Source organism: Chryseobacterium candidae, from assembly GCF_004916905.1.
GTDB lineage: Bacteria > Bacteroidota > Bacteroidia > Flavobacteriales > Weeksellaceae > Chryseobacterium > Chryseobacterium candidae.
Genome location: NZ_SDLV01000029.1, coordinates 20,807 through 36,110, shown reverse-complemented (window position 1 = coordinate 36,110; position 15,304 = coordinate 20,807). Strand labels below are relative to the sequence as shown.

Here is a 15,304-nt window from a genome sequence, read left to right as displayed (position 1 = left end):
GCCTTGAAGCAAAAGAACCAAAGGTTCAAGACCTGGAAACTCCGGCTAAAAATAACCTACACGCTCTAAAAATTCTAAAACTTGCGCGAATGTTATATTAGTTCTTCGTTTCACCTTCTGTGTCGCGCTTCAAACAATAGAATTTTCTTACCATTCGTATAGCTTATTTTCTTAACCCTTCCGTTTTCTATTTCACATTTCCATAGTTCTCATCGCTGGAGATTTCAACTTTTTATTATTATTCTTCATATACATTCTGTTAAATTTTACAAAGAACTATTACTTCATGATCAAGAAGAATTCATCATTTTTAATTTATAATTTTTTCATTCCTAGCCCCGATTGCAACGGCATCCTTTTTCTGAATGGCTTGAAGAAAGTTTTGGCGAAAAAGATAGAGTGGAAAGCGGGATTAAGCTCCTGAATATATTGATTATTTTATTCTATATGTTAAAAGCAGTGCCTGTTACAGCACTACTTTCTGAATCATTTTCACTGCCGATTTTTTGTCTTCCAAAGCATTCAGTACATCGAAAATTTTGTCTGACCAACCTGCAATTAGGTGTACATCATCCTTCCTGATATCAAGCGGCTGCGTACCATAACCTGCCAGGTCAAAAATATACAGCTTTGCATGAGGCGCGATGGCTTTGTACTTTTTCCACACGTCTTCAAAGGAGTTTCTGTTTCCTGTGCTATCCCATAGCTGAGTATCCGTGAACAGCATGACTTTATCTACCTGTTCTCCTCTTTTGATGAGATCTTCAATGACCAGATAACCATTGGTAGAGTATCCTACTTCACCTTCACGTTTGTAGAATGCATCTACATTCCTTAAAATACCATTTTTCGGCATTGGAACTCTTAACCAGCGGTCGCCGAAGATACCTGTTACCACATTTTTACACTGTGACTGGAGGATCATGGACATCAGCAATCCGATATCATACAGCAAAATTTTACTTTTACCGGAAACTGCTTTCTGCATAGAGCCTGATACGTCTGCAGCAATCACTACCGAAGTTTCAAAACCAAAACCTTTGATATTTCTGGCACTCACTACAACGGCATTTTCCAATGCTTCCAATACTGAGGACAGGTATGGAGAATCGATATTTTTTAATTCTCTGTAAGCAGCAAGAAACCTGAATGGGAGCTGTTTTGAATTGGATACTGCTCTTTCATCGGAAAGATAGGCGCATACTTTTTGCATAGCATCAGAAGACACTCCAGCTTCCAGGATATTCCTCAGGTTTCTCATAGTTGCCATATAACCCAATTTGTTGCTGAAGATCAATTCTTCCCACTTGTTTCTGAAAGCCAGTTTTCTTTCTGCATCATCTGTAAATTTCGCTTGGCCCAGAACGGAAAGCTCCACTTCCCAGGTATAAGGTGTTTCCAGTGTATTGTTGGCAATTTTATTGAAAACTGTTTGCTGATTTTCATCTTTAGCTTTCGGGTGTACCAGGAATAATGCGTCTTTCAGGGTTACTTCCGCTTTTCTGTTATATTTTGCGAACTGGTATTCATCAAATTTATTGAATGATTTCACCAGACCTTTCTGAATCTGCTTTGAAAGCTTGTTCAGTTTTTTGGTATCTGTTCTTTTGTTGGCAAGCTGGTAATATGCCAGCAATTCTGTGATTTCATCTGCTCTCTGAACGACTCCGTCTACTGTTTTGCTTACAAGGTCTGTACCGGAAGTCCGCTTTGCCAATTCGGTTGTTAAAACCAATGGAATGGATCTTAAGTACATATTTTTTCTAGCATATACGGCAAGTTTTGCCACAAATTCAGGATCATTTTTTTTGACCAGAGACTGGATTCTCACCAATCTGTCATTTCCTTTTTCATAATTGGCATCGGACAGTCCTGTTGTAACAACAGCACTATACAACTCTTCTGCAGGTGTCATGGCATATGCTTTTGCACCTTCATAGTTCTGTACTACTTTATTTTCTTTTCTTAAAAAATTAAATTTCATGGTTACTGTTTTTATTGTTAAACATGGAAGGGATTAATACTTCCTCTCTGATTTCTGATGCAAAGTAAAAACGATATTACGCAACCTTTTTGCGTAGTAATTTTTTCTTTGTTTTTTTAATTTTTATTTTTGAAAGGTGATTGAAAGGAGATTTAAATTCGATATAATAATTGAATAACTGTAGCAGATTTTAAGTTTTGGCTCTAAAGCCCACCTCTATTGAATTAACATTAAAAAAATATTGATATTCAACAAGAATCTAATTCTTAATTATAAACTCCTTCTATTATTCATTTTCAAGAAAGAAATCGTCTATACTACGTTTTCCGGCAAAGGTTTTCTAGCTTTGCTTTTATTAAAATTGAACTATGATTAAAGGAATATATGAAACCCATGTTCAGGTAAGCAATCTGGAAAATGCGATACTGTTTTATACGGAAGTATTAGGGCTAAAGCTAGCTCATAGGGATAAAACCAGGCCTATTGCTTTTTTATGGGTGGGAGAAGAAAAGGAATTTATGCTGGGATTATGGGAGCAAAAGGAAAATCTTCAGACCAGACATTTTGCTTTTTCCAGCAGTAAGGAGGATATTTTGAATTATTCTGTGGAGTTTCTAGAAAAAAAGAATTTAAAACCTTACAATTTTCTGAAAAACGGAAGTACAGAGCCTATGGTATTTGCATGGATGCCTGCACTGGCTATTTATTTTAATGATCCTGATGGAAACCAGCTTGAGTTTATTTCTATTCTGGAGGGTGAAGGCAGACCGGAACTGGGAGTACTGAGCTATGAGGAATGGATGAAGCAGACTGGTAATTAATAAGACACTAATACAACACAGTGGCGCAAGATGTTGCGCCTTTGTGCTGCTCAACAAAATGATAAAATGAGCATCAGCAGTATTTAAACATTAACCAGTCTTTTTACCGCCAATACATGTTTACAGGGACCTCTTTCTCCCTGATATTTACTGAACCATTCGCAGGTGCAACGCTCTTTTTCTTCTTGAATGATTACTATATGATGTACACCGGTTCCTTTTACTCTGGCTTCTGTTCTTTCTTTATTATTATTTAAGATTTCTACTTTTCCGTCCTCTATTAATTTCTGAGCATTTTTTATACGGGGATTGAGTCCAATAATACGGTTTAATTTAAAAGGAAGTCTACGATAGAAAAATTCTCTGTCATCAAGATCATAACCTAGTAATCCCATTGCGGCAAGCCTGCCTGTAATATTTTCAACTTTATCAAAACTGATATGCTCTTCCAAGGCAAGTCTGCGGGGATTAAAAGACTGATTGGCATAGGCATATTTATCCAATGCATCAATCCATTCATCAGGAACATCTGAAATCAGACTATCCAACACTGCTCCTTCACCTGAAAAACCTCTCCAGCATTCTCTCGATAAAGAAAAACTAAACCGGATATTTCCCATACTGAGTTGCCATGTAGTAGACTGCATATTAACATGTGCAAAAACCTGCATACCATCAATATAAGGAAGAAGGGGTTCTAAAAGACGAAGCCTGTGAAGTCCTCCTATGCAAACAGAATCCGCAGATTGTACCGGAGAGAAAACAGGTTTATTTCCTCTCACAATTAAATAATAGTCTGACTTCACCACTCCTTTCGGCATTCCTCTAAACAATTGCTGTGTCTGGATTTTATTGAAGGTATGAAGCTTTTCTGATTCTGATAAATACACCTGAACGGTTCCCAGTCCTTTGATCCATTTTACAGGCAATGGCACTTTTCTTTCTGTTATTTTACTTTCCTCTTTGTATAGGCCCACTTCTTTTTGTCCTACAGAAAGTATAATTTTTTCATTAGGACGGATGCTTCCTAATGCAGTTATCATGGGCTGATTGAAATCCACATTCGTTGTTCCGTTTTCAAGAAACTCTCCATCCAATCCCTCTGGCAGCATATCTACTCTTGCATATACTCCCGCACAATGAGAAAAACCTTCCAACCTTAATCTTTCATTTCCTGCCGTCACTATGGGATCTTTAAGAAGTACCATCTGAAACGGAGACAGGTTAAAGCTGGATTTTACAATATTGGAAAGCGTGATCAGACATCGGGCCAAAATAAAGGGCTGCCCTACATTTCCCCAGAAAAAACAGGGAGCATCAGTGTTTTTATGTATCTCACTGTACTTGGCGAGAAATAATTCTTCAAGAGCACCTTTCTTAACTAAAGCGGATGCTCCTGAATAGTTGTAAAAAAGCGTATCTTCCATAATCTATTTTTTCAGAAGAAGATTCCCTATTTTTTTAAGACTTGAGCTTTCTTTCCAGTGGTTTAATTTTTTCATGACTTCTTTATGAACCGATGAATGGTTTAAAGCCAATACTTCATGGTAGATTTCCAGAATTCTTTTCAGGTTGGTAACTGGTTCTTCCATTTGAAGCAAAATACTGGAAATCAATTCCTCAAGAGCAATATTATGGTTTTTACTTACATTAAGCATGTGGTGCTGCATAAGATCGGTTAATCTTTTCACCGGGGCCCATTCTAATTTTTCGTGTAAACCAATCACTCTTCCCAGCCTTGCATTATCCATCATCTGGCAAGAAACATGTTCAAGCCATATTTCAGCCGCCGTTCCCCGGATCGTCTTATCACTGTCCAGGAAAATAGTTCCAAGAAACAAATAGCCAATTTCATCCAGAGGTTTTTTGATCTGATAAAGCGTATTCGCAGTATTCAAAACAAGACTTCTTTCATATACTTCTGCAATTCCTGAATAGAAAAGGCAGTATTTAATTACTTTCGCCAGAGCATTTGCAGGTGTATTGGGGAAACAAAGCATCAGCGCTGGAATTTCATTAAGCTCTTTCTGTTCGGCAACGAAATATTCCATGAACAAAGGTTCTTTTCTTTTTTCGAGATGATATTTTGGAATCGTAATATTCAGCTCCACCGGATAATAAGAGTTTTTCTTATTGTCAATAGTTTTCCACTTATAAGCGCCTGAGAAGAATTCTGCAGGAATACTATTATATCCGAGAGTTTTGAACTGCTCAAAAAAGGTTTCGGGGGAACGTGTAATCCCAGCTGTTATCCACCATGAGGGATGTATAAACGTCCCTTCGGGCTGTACATTTTTACCAAAGAAGAAAAGCAGTAATTCTTTATATTCCCCTTTTAATCTTTTCTCAACTTCTTCAATTGCTTTTGAGGTATCATCTAAAGCACAACGCTGCAGGGCAAGCTGAATATCCAGATGATGAGGCTCTGTATTATTATTCTGATAATTCTCCAATCTCTCAACAAGGGTTACAGGAGAAATCCAGCATGGGGAATGGGTAACGGGAAACAACAAAGGAATCTTATCCCCGGATTTTATTTTGTCAACAGCATATATCGCAATATCCTTAAAAGCCTGTCTTGCGGGACAATCTGCTCCAACATCTTCTATCGGACCTAATTTTTTCTGATAATTGGAATAAGATTCTCTTGCCGCTTCCTCCTCTTTGGTTTTCTGATATATTTTTTCCAGATTCTTTAGCTGAATCGGATATTTTTCCATTAAAGCCAACCCATAATTGATGATTGCATTGCATAATAAAACATTCAGATAAGGAACTTCCCATTTTGCTATAGTTTTACAGGCTTTCAAAAATACAGGTTCTATCAGTTTCACAGATTCAGCATCTACATCTCCTGCAAATTGGATAAATCCCGTCAAAGCAATATCACAATGATAACTGTATGGATCATCCATTGCCACAGGCAGATAGAACATCAGATCTTCAAAATTCTGAAGTACCTGCACTGCATTTTCATCTGCAGCCAGCAGTCTCTTTTCGGAGTCTATTACCTCAAGCTCCGGCTGTTTCGCTTCAATATATTTTATCAAGAGAGGACGCACATTCGTCAGTATATTATCTGAATAATGAGAAAGAGCCTCTATCATATTTTCTGAAGCCGGAATATATTTAAGGATAATCTTTGCTGCTTTTGACTGTATACCATCATCTTTACTAACAAATGCTGTACTTAATGCCATTCCAAGCATGTCCGTATCCACCTTCTTTCTCTGAAATATTTTTTCTGTAAGTACCAGACTGGAAACCACTACTGTTTTTACCTCTGAGCTGAGTAAATTGGGCAGGTAATGTGAAAATTCCTCACTCTTAAATTCAGATGTTCCAACAATTTTTTTCAGATGTGATAATATTGTATTCACCGCTTTTGACTGTGAAGAAACAAGCCCTGCAAGCAGGTCATCCTGCAGATCAGACAATTCTTCTTCCGTTGGTTTTAATGAGTTAAATGAATCCATAAACCAGCCCGTGACATTTTTATTAAAGTTTCTGTTGGAGGCCAGAAGGCACTCTCTCAGAAATCTTTTTCTTTCAATCTTCTTATCAGCAATAAGCTTTTGAACAATAGGAAACCATTCTTTACGGAAAGGCAAAGATCGGGAAGGGAATTCACACAAATACCAAAAATGAGTAGCAAGTGTTTCGGGGTAATGGTCAAGATCTGCCGGGTAATTGCTAAGATGATGTCCCAATAATTCGGGTTTGGGCTGCACATATCCTTTCTCCGTCCATCCTAAAATATCTTTATAATTAAATGCTGTAAATTCAGCTTCAACTGATTCATTGATAAAATCTGAAAACCAATCCGGACATCCCCATTCCAGTATCTGCTCGGTCTGTTCCGCATTACGGAAAAGGCTCCAATAGTTTTTACCAAAATTCTTTTTGTCCATGCAGACAAATGAAGCAATATCTATAATGGAATGCTGGCTCACAGATCCCGCCGTGTGGTAGGAGTTTTTAGTCATTACAATTTTACTGATCTCACGGTCCATTTTCTTGATAGATGGTATCAGTGTTTTCCTTTCTTCAATACTAAGCTCTTTTAGAAAGGGGATAATCTCATGTACTTTTTCCTCATTAAGGATCTCATAAAGTCTTTCTTTCATGTGCTTTAATTTGATGTATAAATTTGTTTCAGGTTATTTATTTTTTTCCATTCTTCAGGCGGTCTGACAAAAATTTTCTCCGGTTCAAACCAATTTTGCTCTACCAGTTTATTATAGAGCGAAAGGAACTTTTTACTATTAAAAACCTTTCTCTCAACTGCTGAAAGAATGGAGAACAGCAGTTTACTTAAGGCAGCATTACATCTGATTTTCAAATGAATAAGTTTAAAAATCCCATATGCAGGTGTCTGTACAGGCTTACATTCAAAGCTGGACTTTTTGTGGATTACTGTTTTCCGTTCCTTTTCTTTATAACAACCTGAAAACACTGTATCCAACAGGGGGTCAAAAGCTTTACCACCGCAAGCTTCATATTTTTCAAACTGTCCCAGAGACAGAAATAAATAAAGCCTCGTTATGGAAAGTAAATTCATCTTCATTTCAACATTTAAAACCATTACATACCCTTCAATACAATACTGATATACAGAACTTAACAATAATCTGCTATTTCTTTCCTCTGAAAACAGAGTCTGAAAAACAGGTCTGCTATATAAAATTCTCATCAGAACATTTTCATAAACACCTTTCTAAAAATTGAATAAATCATTTATAAAAGAGGGATTTTCAGGACTGTAATATTTAAAGAATCCGGTATCAAAATGATCTGATAAATATCTCTCCGGAATTTTTTCTTTATATTCATGATCTCCTTTGCAATTAATCAACAGTTTAATTATTTTACCTCAAAACCTTCCTTAATAAACATCCATTTATTCTCATTGGCTAAAATAAAAAAAAATGGCTGACAGACAGTAAATTATCCCATAAAAGTGATTTTTTTAACAAATATTAAGTTAATAAAACAATGCCTGACAAAGCCTTTAGCAAGATAAAAATAATTCCCTGTTTAAAGATATAAAATTAAAAAACAGCTAAAAGCACCATATAATGACATTTACACAACATTTGGTGTCTTATTTTAAGTATTGATAAAGTTTTACAACAAAATTATCCTACCCTGCCGATACGTTAATTTTTTTTAAAATAATAACAAAAGAACTGCAATCCGTTACAATGCCGCAGAAGATTCAGGGTTTCTGCAACATTGTAACGGATTGCAGGAAAGGAATGGGCAATATAACTTTTATAATTGATCTCCAACAATACCCCATTTTACAAAAAAAGCTGTCTCAAGCCAAATTATTCGACATTTGAGACAACTCTTCTTTTTTATCTGTTTATTTCAGATTATTTAGTAATTCTGCAAACACCAATGCAGAATCTTTGCAATGTTCTTTGCGTCATCTACTCCTCTGTGATGCGTACCTTCTAAAGTCATTCCCAGTTCACCCAAAGCTCTGTTCATTCCGACACTTTTCCTGATGGTAGGATGGATTTCACCAAATAAGGTCTTCACATTGATGTGATCATCACTCATGGGATAATCTGTGTAGAATCTTCTTGCCTGATCCTTCAGCATATTCAGGTCATAGTTACCATAACTTGCCCATGTCAATTCTTCGGAATCATATTCTGCTCTCAGGATATCGAAAGCATCATCCAGCATGATGCCTTCATGATCCAGCATATTTTGGGTAAGAGTGGTCAATTCCGTACAGAACGGACTTACTTTTGAATATTGGGGTTTTATTAAAATCCCTTCATTTTTTGAGATCCTACCCGTTTTTGCATTCATAATGCATACCCCGATTTCGATGATCTCACTTTCCTGACCTCTTGGCGGCCGGTTTTCCCAACACGTTGCTTCAAGATCTACTATTAATATATTTTCTGTTGTTTTCACTTGTTTAAAATTTAATTGTTAAAGATTGGAAGATGGATGCGGGAAGAGGAACGTTTTACAGTGTTGAATTTACTTCCAACCTCCAGCTTCTATCTTCCAGCCTAATTACGATTTACAGAATTTCACTTAAAATTCTGGCTGTATTGTAAGCATCGTCTGCTCCGCTGTGATGAGTGCCTTCAAAATCCATATTTAAATAACTCAAAGCCCTTTTAAGACCTATCTGTTTGTGGAGATTGAAATGTCTTTTAAATTCATGCATCACATTCATATAGTTTTCCGAAAAAGGACTGGTTATTCCGAGCCAGTCACACTGTTCTGTGATCTGCTCTCCATCAAAGTTTCCATATCCTGCCCATGTAAATGTTGCAGTATGGTATTGATCTCTGATCATTTCACAGGCCTCTTCGAAATAGATCCCTTTTTGTTCTATCAGCTGCGGAGTAATTCCTGTCAGTTTTGTACAGAATCTATTGATTTCTGACCGTTCCGGAATGATGTAAATGCTTTTTTTTTGGGAAATTGCTTTAGATGTTAAGTTTAATTTGCAAATTCCTATTTCTATAATATCGACCTTTTGCCCGGTAGGAATTCTGTCGTTTTCCCAGCATGTAGCTTCCAGATCGATGATTATCATCTCATTGGTTGTTTTCATGATTTTTTAGAAATTAGAAGCTAGAGGTTAAAAGTTAGTTAGGTTTATACTTCTCATATCCTCAAGCTTCATTTTCATTGTTAATTGTTAATTCCTGGGAGCAAATGGTGGTGTCCATTTTTTCCTCTTCATTATTTCTTTGACTTCCTCATAGGAAACCGGATAAAAATTGTGGCAGTCTACTCCAACGTCAAAACTGAGTGCCATTTCATCATCCGGCAGTGTTCCGTGCGAATGGCCGTATAATTGCCAGGCTCCGCGGTGTGAGCCATTCCAGGTACGCATGGCGTAATGGAAAAGAATGATTTTCTGTTTACCGTTGTTTTGGTCCGGGTCATCAATTTTCAGTTCGTAGTAATCTCTGATGGACGCAAACCTTTTGGGATAAGTTAATGCTGCACCTTCATGATTGCCTTTGATCAGATGAATATCGCCATGTAAACGGTCTAAAATTTCTTTTGTAAAATCCGGTTTTCCTAAACTCATATCTCCTAGATGGTAGACTGTGTCGCCAGGTTCAATTTTCTCATTCCATCTTTTAATGAGCTCTTCATTCATATGGTCCAGTGATTCAAAAGGTCTTTCTGAAAACTTTATAATATTCTCGTGACCAAAATGATGGTCTGCTGTAAAAAATATATTGGGTTTCATTTTTTTAATTGTTTTTTCTTTTTAAAACCACCCCGTCAAAAATTCTTTGAATTTTCGCCACCTCTCCAAAGGATGGGAATTGTCACACTTTCATGAGTTCTGTTTCTCTTTAATACAATGAAGTGTTTTCGTTCTTCTGACTGTGATGGATACTTATTATACATAAAAAAGTTTCGGTAAAAAATTACCGAAACTATACTTTAAGAGTCATCAACTCTTCTTTTATAAAATCAATGACTAAAGAATTCAACTTTTTGTTGATCCTTTTCTGCTCTTCTTTTTCAATAGCTGTGAAAGCTGCCGGGAAGTCCTTTTGAAAGTCTTCTAAAATATCCTGTGAAAAAAGACCAATCACCTTACCTATCATTTTAGGTTCGAATTCGCCTATTTTACTTACCACATTATTCAATCTGTTGGCTGTAGCATATTTTTGGATTTCTTCCCAGATTTCATACGCTTTTTCACTGAAATGAACCTGTTTATGAACAGTTTTACCTTCTTTTTTAACCATTTTGGACTTTTCTACCCATTTTTCATTCTTATTTTTCAGAATAATTCTGGCTCCGTTTCCAAAGTATCTGGTTTTCAAAGTTTTTACGATGGTTCCTTCACACCTATTGTCTTCCAACTCGGGTAATCCCAGCAAGGCCGGAATTTTTGAATTGAAAACATTAGGGAATTTTAAAGCTTCTTCCAGCGTTCCCTGAAACAAAATTCTAGCATAGAAAAAACCTGTCTCTTCAAAAATCTGATTAACCACTTCTGTATCCAAATAGGTAATTCCATTCAGTTTAATATCGAAAGCGTAAAATTCGTTGTGAGGGGCATATTCAATACCTTTCTGTACTTTTACAGCATCTTTTACGGGTTCTACATCTTTGTGTTTGTAACCACCACCGAACAATTCACCGTAGATCACTACAGTTTCTACATTCGGGTAAATGGCTTTCACTTTTTGAAACACTTCTATTACATTTTTTCTGTAGCGTTCCAACATCTGATAGGCATTGAAAAATTTTTCATCTTTTTCAATGAAAGCAGTTCTCTTCGCGATTTTAATTTCCTTTCCGTCGGTAAAGAAAGAGAAATTAGCTCCGTGAACTTTTTCCTGTACGATGAAAACCTCATCCCCAAAACCCTGCATCCTGATCTGTTCGATCACGCGGGCCTGGTAAGCATTTTCTATAGTGTTATATGTTTTGAAAATCATTTTGTTTTAGTTTTTAATTGTTCTTAAATTTTTTTAAAAGGCTTAAGATATTTTCCTTTCCTACCGGATTCATGGAGTGGCAATAGAATTCTGGAAGGTCCAGATAGTTGTCCATGCAATATTCTATCAGCCATTTGGCACAGTCGTATCCTGTTTTTTCAACAAATTCCCGGGAATCCTGTTTTAAATAGTGCTCGTCTGCAAGGTCATGGTCAAAAGAAATCATTTCCGGAAGTCCTTTTTCCAAAATCCTGTTGACAAACTGCTCGTAATTACGAACGATATGCCAGTCGCTTCTGAGGAAAATATCCTGTTTCGTATAATGATAAGCCTCAATAGGATATCTTATATCATCCAGAAATAATAGTCTTTTTGCTTTTTCCATGATTTAATTTTTATGATTTTTAAGCTTCCAGATTTATTACACCATCATATCAGCACAGTTGGAACTTGCGAAAGCAAAGGGTTTTGCTTTAAACACATATCCCATTCCCAGAATATATCCCATGGCATCTTTCAATGCTACGTTGGATTTAAAATCCGGGTCGGTATTAATGTCTGCGTGTACCTCCATTTCCACACCATAAGTATCCAATACAGAACAGATCGCGTAAGCAATTTCAACGGATTTGTTGACTTCATTCAGCATTCGCTCCTTGATACTGATACTCTGTATTTCTCTTTCTTTTCTGATAAAGGTAAACGCTCCTTTTCCCTCACGAATAAATACTACTGCCGTAGCATAGCTGATGGCATCTCCGTATACATGAGAGTCTGATCCCACACATACTTTCAGACGGTGTCCGTTAGCCTGTTCGCGAATGATGGCTTCTTCTACCAGCTGTGTGATAGAGTGTTGGAAAATTTTTCCATTCATATTCTGCCATGTTTGTTGTTGCGTTTCCATTTTTTCTACCTATTTTAATTCATAAATGATTGTTGATAATTGATAAATGATAACTAGCAGTTCTATTTTCTAACTTCTAGTTTCTAATTTCTATTTTTTTGCACTCTGAACCGGACTCGAACAGATACCATCAGTTTTGGAGACTGAGATGCTGCCATTACACTATCAGAGTAACTGCTGTTGATTCATTAGGACTCGAACCTAAACTCCAGGAATCAAAATCCTGTGTGCTGCCAATTACACTATGAATCAATTTTATAATCGATAAATGTTGATTGATAATTGATGAAGTGCTCAGCAATCATTGATCATTAATCTCTTATCGTTTATGTTTTTGTACGGAAAGAGGGATTCGAACCCCCAAAAGCTTGATCCTAAATCAAGAGTGTCTGCCATTCCACCATTCCCGCAGGCTTTTTTATGAGTAATGAGTAATATTTTCTATTTTCATTATTACTCATTGCTCTTTACTTATTACTTATATTCTGTACCTCTCCCCAGATTCGAACTGGGACTTTACGGGGTTTAAAGCCGTTTTCTCTGCCAATTGGAATAGAGAGGCGTATCTTATTGGTAATTAACTAGTAATGAAAATCCATGGGTATTATTTATTGCTCATTACTTATTACTCATATTATGTCTAGGTTTGAGAAAGCTCTGTCTGTTAGTGTTTGTAAAGATCTTCTGCGCCTGACAAACCTTTCTCATTTCCTAATTCTATTTTATTTTAAAAAAGTAAAAGGCTGTCTGTTTTTATTGACTAAAGATCTTCTGCTCTTGACAGTCCTTTTTCTCTTTTCTTCATTTTTGTGTGAATGGTAACTGGCCAATTTTTAAAAAAATCTGAACTTTCATGGTATTATTATCAATTCAATATTGACCAGTTATTCACATCCAGTACTCTATAAGGGAATCGAACCCTTGTTTTCTGCTCGAAAGGCAGGCGTCCTCACCGTTAGACGAATAGAGCATTGAGCCACTGACCAGGAATCGAACCTGAACAACAAGAGTACATTTCCTGCATGCTGCCATTACATTATCAGCGGTTGGTGGAAGTAGTAGGATTCGAACCTACTCAGCAATGAAGCAACAGATTTACAGTCTGCCCCGACTCTCCAACTTCGGCGTACTTCCGGATTTTTATGAGCAATTAGTAATAATTCATAAGTAATTCCTCATTTTTACTTTCAAAAAAGAAAAGGTCTGTCTTTATATTGAATGTTTAATTAAAGATCTTCTGCGCTCGACAGCCTTTTCCTTTTATTAATAAAGGATATTCTTTGCTATAGATGATAAAAGATCATTGATAAAACATTCTTATATTTCCTATAGTTTTTACTTTGAGATGGCTATGGGATTCAAACCCACTCAGTTTACACAACGGTTTTGCAGACCGTCCCGACTCTTCTACTTCGGCGAACCATCAGATTAAAAAATAAAGTCTGTCTTCATTTATTTGATAAAGAACTTCTGCGCCTGACCAACTTTATTTTACCTAAAAATTTATAAATGATATTCTTTAACTTTTAATTAATCCGGAGAGAAGAAAAGCCTGTCTCTATTTTTCGTGTTTGGCGTAAAGATCTTCTGCTCTCGACAAACTTTTACTTTTTCTCCTGAAACAATTAACAATTAGTTACCTGCGATTCTGGAAAGATTCGAACTTTCAACTTCCGGTTTAACAAACCGGTGCTCTGCCATTGAGCTACAAAATCATTGTAATTCCGGAAGGACTCGAACCTTCAACCTTCGGTGTATCAGACCGACACTCTAACCACTTGAGCTACGAAATCATTGGTATTCCATAAGGGAATCGAACCCTTGTCGTTCGGTAGAAAGCCGAATGCACTTACCTCTATGCTAATGGAACAAATAGTCTGGAAAGCAAGATTCGAACTTGCGGCCTCCCGCGTCCAAGACGGGTAAACAACCACCGTTATCTTTCCAGCTTTGGGGTTCACTTCTGTTTCTTTTCCGGGAGACAGCCGGATGGGAAAACTTCCATGAACCTTTTTGTGATTCCGAGAGGACTCGAACCTCTAACCCTGGGTTTAGAAAACCCATGCTCTATCCGGTTGAGCTACGGAACCGTTTTTTGTAATCCCAGAAAGATTTGAACTTTCAACCCCCGGTTTAAAAGACCGGTGCTCTAACCATTTGAGCTATGAGATTGTTTTAAAGTCGTGAATAGTCAATAATCAATTCGCTTCGCTTGTCAATTTAAAATTCACTTTTTTGTAATCTCAGAAGGACTCGAACCTTCAACCTTCGGTGTCGTAAACCGACGCTCTATCCAATTGAGCCATGAGATTTTCTCCTTTGGGTATCTCCGGGGATCGAACCCTGTTCTCCGGTTCCACAGACCGGCGCTTTACCAAATAAGCTAAAGAAACCATAAAAAAAGCGCCTCTTTTCGGGAGGCGCTTCATCTATTTAAACGTAAGAGATCATTAGCTGACCCACGTATATAAGCACCTTTTATCCACAATTCCACTTTCAAGAAGACACGCAACACCTGTCGGCTTCTGTCCGAATAGTCTTGAATATTGATTGAATATGTTGTGTAACTGTTTCATTTTATTTTTGTTTGTTTCTAAATTATTTTTAATTGAATCCTGAAAACCTGTTGCTTTCAATTTTCGGTTGCAAAGTAAATATGAATTTTTGGAATTCACAAATAAATTTTCAATCTAAATTATTGACAATCAATTAATTATATATTAATTTTAGAATAGAGAATTTCCGTCCGCAATATTTTGCAGATATTTTAATTACCTAAATGACTGTCTCTCACCGGGTTGCTTATCACTCTATTTTATCGTATTAAAGTTTCATTGTTGATTAAAAAATTTTCATGTTGATGGTTATTTTTTTTCATTCTAAATAATTTCTGACCTAAAAAACAAAAAACGCCTCGGTTTTCCGAGACGTTTCTGTTGTATTTTGATTAATTTTTTACGGGTTTACAGTAAATAATTTCCAAAGTCAGCACATTTCGCCTCATTCCATATCATCTCATCATATCCGAATAATCCTTTATTAGAAGGACTTTCGAATAGTTCTGCATTGATATGTGCTCTTTGTATTGTCATAATTTTCTGGTGCAAAGATAAATCTTTTTTGATATTATTTTATAATATTC

Annotated in this window: 12 protein-coding genes and 15 tRNA genes; 1 reads left to right on the top strand and 26 read right to left on the bottom strand. The window is 36.5% G+C overall.

Annotated features, from left to right (window positions below):
* Positions 1-466: 466 nt before the first annotated feature.
* On the bottom strand, positions 467-1,984 hold the full coding sequence (locus EK417_RS14145) for a TROVE domain-containing protein (protein WP_136522514.1): 1,518 nt from the start codon (positions 1,982-1,984) through the stop codon (positions 467-469).
* 368 nt (positions 1,985-2,352) lie between these two features.
* Here EK417_RS14145 and EK417_RS14140 point away from each other — a divergent pair, with 368 nt between their 5' ends.
* Positions 2,353-2,805 carry a VOC family protein gene (locus EK417_RS14140; RefSeq protein WP_076596643.1) on the top strand — a complete coding sequence of 151 codons (453 nt, stop codon included), beginning with the start codon at positions 2,353-2,355 and terminating at the stop codon, positions 2,803-2,805.
* 83 nt (positions 2,806-2,888) lie between these two features.
* On the opposite strand, the gene EK417_RS14135 is transcribed toward EK417_RS14140, so the two are convergent.
* The 25 genes from EK417_RS14135 to EK417_RS14030 all read right to left on the bottom strand — a co-directional run bounded on the left by EK417_RS14135 (position 2,889) and on the right by EK417_RS14030 (position 15,254).
* The gene (locus EK417_RS14135) at positions 2,889-4,232 is read right to left on the bottom strand and encodes an SWIM zinc finger family protein (protein WP_136522513.1); all 1,344 of its coding nucleotides are present in this window, start codon (positions 4,230-4,232) and stop codon (positions 2,889-2,891) included.
* A 3-nt stretch (positions 4,233-4,235) separates the two neighbouring features.
* A complete protein-coding gene (locus EK417_RS14130; RefSeq protein WP_136522512.1) occupies positions 4,236-6,932 on the bottom strand; it encodes a DUF6493 family protein in 2,697 nt (898 codons plus the stop codon).
* 5 nt (positions 6,933-6,937) lie between these two features.
* Complete coding sequence (locus EK417_RS14125) at positions 6,938-7,498, bottom strand: hypothetical protein (RefSeq protein ID WP_076596640.1); 561 nt, start codon at positions 7,496-7,498, stop codon at positions 6,938-6,940.
* 689 nt (positions 7,499-8,187) lie between these two features.
* Positions 8,188-8,739: a 3'-5' exonuclease gene (locus EK417_RS14120; protein ID WP_076596639.1), complete on the bottom strand. Its 552-nt coding sequence runs from the start codon at positions 8,737-8,739 to the stop codon at positions 8,188-8,190.
* Between the two features lie 112 nt (positions 8,740-8,851).
* Positions 8,852-9,394 carry a 3'-5' exonuclease gene (locus tag EK417_RS14115; protein WP_136522511.1) on the bottom strand — a complete coding sequence of 181 codons (543 nt, stop codon included), beginning with the start codon at positions 9,392-9,394 and terminating at the stop codon, positions 8,852-8,854.
* Between the two features lie 87 nt (positions 9,395-9,481).
* Entirely contained in the window at positions 9,482-10,045 is a 564-nt protein-coding gene (locus EK417_RS14110; protein ID WP_136522510.1) for a metallophosphoesterase family protein, read from the bottom strand.
* 193 nt (positions 10,046-10,238) lie between these two features.
* Positions 10,239-11,255, bottom strand: coding sequence for an RNA ligase, Rnl2 family (locus EK417_RS14105; protein ID WP_136522509.1), 1,017 nt, complete (start codon positions 11,253-11,255; stop codon positions 10,239-10,241).
* Positions 11,256-11,268: 13 nt separating this feature from the next.
* Entirely contained in the window at positions 11,269-11,640 is a 372-nt protein-coding gene (locus EK417_RS14100) for a cyclic-phosphate processing receiver domain-containing protein (RefSeq protein WP_136522508.1), read from the bottom strand.
* Positions 11,641-11,676: 36 nt separating this feature from the next.
* Positions 11,677-12,162 (bottom strand): ribonuclease H-like YkuK family protein, encoded by a 486-nt coding sequence (locus EK417_RS14095; RefSeq protein ID WP_076596634.1) that lies wholly within the window; start codon positions 12,160-12,162, stop codon positions 11,677-11,679.
* 101 nt (positions 12,163-12,263) lie between these two features.
* A tRNA-Trp gene (locus EK417_RS21140) sits at positions 12,264-12,334 on the bottom strand.
* A gap of 8 nt (positions 12,335-12,342) precedes the next feature.
* Positions 12,343-12,414: transfer RNA gene (locus EK417_RS14090), tRNA-Gln, on the bottom strand.
* 85 nt (positions 12,415-12,499) lie between these two features.
* Positions 12,500-12,572: transfer RNA gene (locus EK417_RS14085), tRNA-Leu, on the bottom strand.
* Between the two features lie 78 nt (positions 12,573-12,650).
* A tRNA-Leu gene (locus tag EK417_RS14080) sits at positions 12,651-12,724 on the bottom strand.
* Between the two features lie 336 nt (positions 12,725-13,060).
* Positions 13,061-13,132, bottom strand: a tRNA-Glu gene (locus tag EK417_RS14075).
* A gap of 77 nt (positions 13,133-13,209) precedes the next feature.
* Positions 13,210-13,296 (bottom strand) — tRNA-Tyr (locus EK417_RS14070).
* Between the two features lie 209 nt (positions 13,297-13,505).
* Positions 13,506-13,587 (bottom strand) — tRNA-Cys (locus tag EK417_RS21135).
* A 218-nt stretch (positions 13,588-13,805) separates the two neighbouring features.
* Positions 13,806-13,877, bottom strand: a tRNA-Asn gene (locus EK417_RS14065).
* 4 nt (positions 13,878-13,881) lie between these two features.
* Positions 13,882-13,955: transfer RNA gene (locus EK417_RS14060), tRNA-Ile, on the bottom strand.
* 2 nt (positions 13,956-13,957) lie between these two features.
* Positions 13,958-14,032 (bottom strand) — tRNA-Glu (locus EK417_RS14055).
* A gap of 6 nt (positions 14,033-14,038) precedes the next feature.
* Positions 14,039-14,110, bottom strand: a tRNA-Pro gene (locus EK417_RS21130).
* Positions 14,111-14,178: 68 nt separating this feature from the next.
* A tRNA-Arg gene (locus EK417_RS14050) sits at positions 14,179-14,252 on the bottom strand.
* A gap of 8 nt (positions 14,253-14,260) precedes the next feature.
* Positions 14,261-14,334: transfer RNA gene (locus EK417_RS14045), tRNA-Lys, on the bottom strand.
* A gap of 66 nt (positions 14,335-14,400) precedes the next feature.
* Positions 14,401-14,474, bottom strand: a tRNA-Arg gene (locus EK417_RS14040).
* Between the two features lie 8 nt (positions 14,475-14,482).
* Positions 14,483-14,550, bottom strand: a tRNA-His gene (locus tag EK417_RS14035).
* A gap of 575 nt (positions 14,551-15,125) precedes the next feature.
* Positions 15,126-15,254: a penicillin-binding protein gene (locus EK417_RS14030; RefSeq protein ID WP_076596632.1), complete on the bottom strand. Its 129-nt coding sequence runs from the start codon at positions 15,252-15,254 to the stop codon at positions 15,126-15,128.
* Positions 15,255-15,304 lie beyond the last annotated feature (50 nt).

Bases quoted from the DNA above. Each gene is read 5' to 3' on its own strand.
- EK417_RS14145 (WP_136522514.1), bottom strand. From the start codon at position 1,984: ATGAAATTTAATTTTTTAAGAAAAGAAAATAAAGTAGTACAGAACTAT.
- EK417_RS14140 (WP_076596643.1), top strand. From the start codon at position 2,353: ATGATTAAAGGAATATATGAAACCCATGTTCAGGTAAGCAATCTGGAA.
- EK417_RS14135 (WP_136522513.1), bottom strand. From the start codon at position 4,232: ATGGAAGATACGCTTTTTTACAACTATTCAGGAGCATCCGCTTTAGTT.
- EK417_RS14130 (WP_136522512.1), bottom strand. From the start codon at position 6,932: ATGAAAGAAAGACTTTATGAGATCCTTAATGAGGAAAAAGTACATGAG.
- EK417_RS14125 (WP_076596640.1), bottom strand. From the start codon at position 7,498: ATGAGAATTTTATATAGCAGACCTGTTTTTCAGACTCTGTTTTCAGAG.
- EK417_RS14115 (WP_136522511.1), bottom strand. From the start codon at position 9,394: ATGAAAACAACCAATGAGATGATAATCATCGATCTGGAAGCTACATGC.
- EK417_RS14110 (WP_136522510.1), bottom strand. From the start codon at position 10,045: ATGAAACCCAATATATTTTTTACAGCAGACCATCATTTTGGTCACGAG.
- EK417_RS14105 (WP_136522509.1), bottom strand. From the start codon at position 11,255: ATGATTTTCAAAACATATAACACTATAGAAAATGCTTACCAGGCCCGC.
- EK417_RS14100 (WP_136522508.1), bottom strand. From the start codon at position 11,640: ATGGAAAAAGCAAAAAGACTATTATTTCTGGATGATATAAGATATCCT.
- EK417_RS14095 (WP_076596634.1), bottom strand. From the start codon at position 12,162: ATGGAAACGCAACAACAAACATGGCAGAATATGAATGGAAAAATTTTC.
- EK417_RS14030 (WP_076596632.1), bottom strand. From the start codon at position 15,254: ATGACAATACAAAGAGCACATATCAATGCAGAACTATTCGAAAGTCCT.